Genomic DNA, 1,623 nt, shown 5'->3' with positions numbered 1-1,623 from the left:
CCGCCATCGCCTCATGCCGCGATTGCTAGCGACTCCCATTAACCGGTGCCCATCCTCGGGGGCGCATCAACCGAACGAATGATCGAGCCACGCTTGCCGCAAGCTGTGCAGGTGAAGCGCGGCTCGAGATCGGACAGACGCAGCTCGTCCGGCCATCTCGAAGCGTCCATCTGGACGTTGTGAGAGCACTGATAGTCCGATAGTCCTTGCAGAAAACGATGATGCGCGTTGCGCCGGTTTCGCGCATTTCGCCGAACGTGATCTTTGTGGGATAGCCTTTGATGCGTGCGATTACAGCGCCGGTTCGCAATCCACGAGAGGTTGCGCATCGCTACGGTTTCGACGCAAGTAGTCGGTCAATCCGGGCTTAGAGCGGAGCAGCCACCAGCAACAAGAGGGCCTCGTGAGGCCTCAGTAAAGATCCGTTATCTTGCCCTTGCCTTCGCAGACATTGCATTTGACCGGATAGATTCGGTGACCCGGGTGTAGCGGCTGTGCAACCGCCGGGAAGCCCGTTCCATTGCAGGCTGGGCAGATATGCTCTTTGTCTTCGGCTGCATCCTTTCTGGTCCCCCAGTTGGGCGGCGCCATCAACTGAGGCGGCCTACCTCAATTGCTCTTCGATATCGCAAATCAATTTTGCCACTCGCTCTTTGGTCAGAGGGTAGTCAACCGGAGCACTTGCCATCCGTTGTGCTTGTTCCAACCGCCGTTGTAGCTCTTTGCGGTCGCTTGCGTTCATCCATTGCAATCGTCCTCGCATAATACGACGAGGTACATCACGACTCGTTCATTTAAGACTGAATAAGCGACGGCTTGCCCGAGCAAGCCGTCGCAATGTTCTTTTTAACGCAGTGACCCACCGTAACGCTGCCGCTCCTCGCGAATCTGTTCGGCGCCGTAAGGCTGGCTGGCAGGATCGAATGATTTCCATCCGGCCTTTTGCCAGGCGGCACTCCGGTCACGCAAATTGACGGACGATTGGTCGAGAATTGTCTCAAGGCGAGACCGCTCCGCGTCCGCTACGCGCGCCGACACGAGCGTACCTCCGCGACGAACTCCTTCCGCGTAAGTGTCCGCGTCCTCTCTTGAAACGCCGGCCTCCGTGAGCGCTCCGACAATTCCGCCCGTAGCTGCTCCCGCGGCAGCACCAACCGCAGTCGCGGCCAGCCAACCAGCTGCGACAACGGGCCCAAGACCAGGTATCGCGAGCAAGCCGAGGCCGGCAAGAAGACCAGCGGCGCCACCCAGGCCCGCACCGATGCCAGCGCCCTTGCCGGCACCTTCGGCGCGATCGTCGACACCATCGCGGTCACGATCCACCTTCTTGTCGGTGCTGAACCAGCTATCCGAATTGTTGGCAACGATGCTGATGTCCGAATGCGGCACGCCCGCAGCCTCGAGGCGTCGAACAGCCTGCTGGGCGTCATTGTATTTGTCGTAAAGACGAGAAATCGTAATGGTCATTTTGCATCCTTCTTACTTGGCCGAATTATTTGGCTGAATTGACGTTGCCTTGAAAGTCGACGCTTACCGCAGTGGCCGATCCGCCTTTGCTGGCCTGGCCGCGCCAAACGCCGTTGTCGTCCTTCTTCAGTTCGGTGACGTTGGCGTAGCCAGCAT

1 protein-coding gene is annotated in these 1,623 nt (G+C 58.8%); it reads right to left on the bottom strand.

Features of this window, described 5'->3' with window-relative positions; genetic code table 11:
- Positions 1-846: 846 nt before the first annotated feature.
- Positions 847-1,467: a general stress protein gene (locus K359_RS0147985; protein WP_029085252.1), complete on the bottom strand. Its 621-nt coding sequence runs from the start codon at positions 1,465-1,467 to the stop codon at positions 847-849.
- Between the last annotated feature and the right edge of the window lie 156 nt (positions 1,468-1,623).

This window comes from Bradyrhizobium sp. th-b2, from assembly GCF_000426785.1.
GTDB classification, from domain to species: domain Bacteria; phylum Pseudomonadota; class Alphaproteobacteria; order Rhizobiales; family Xanthobacteraceae; genus Bradyrhizobium; species Bradyrhizobium septentrionale.
This window is presented reverse-complemented; position numbering and strand designations above follow the sequence as displayed.

Excerpts from the sequence above, each read along its gene's own strand:
- K359_RS0147985 (WP_029085252.1), bottom strand. The coding sequence starts at position 1,467 with ATGACCATTACGATTTCTCGTCTTTACGACAAATACAATGACGCCCAG.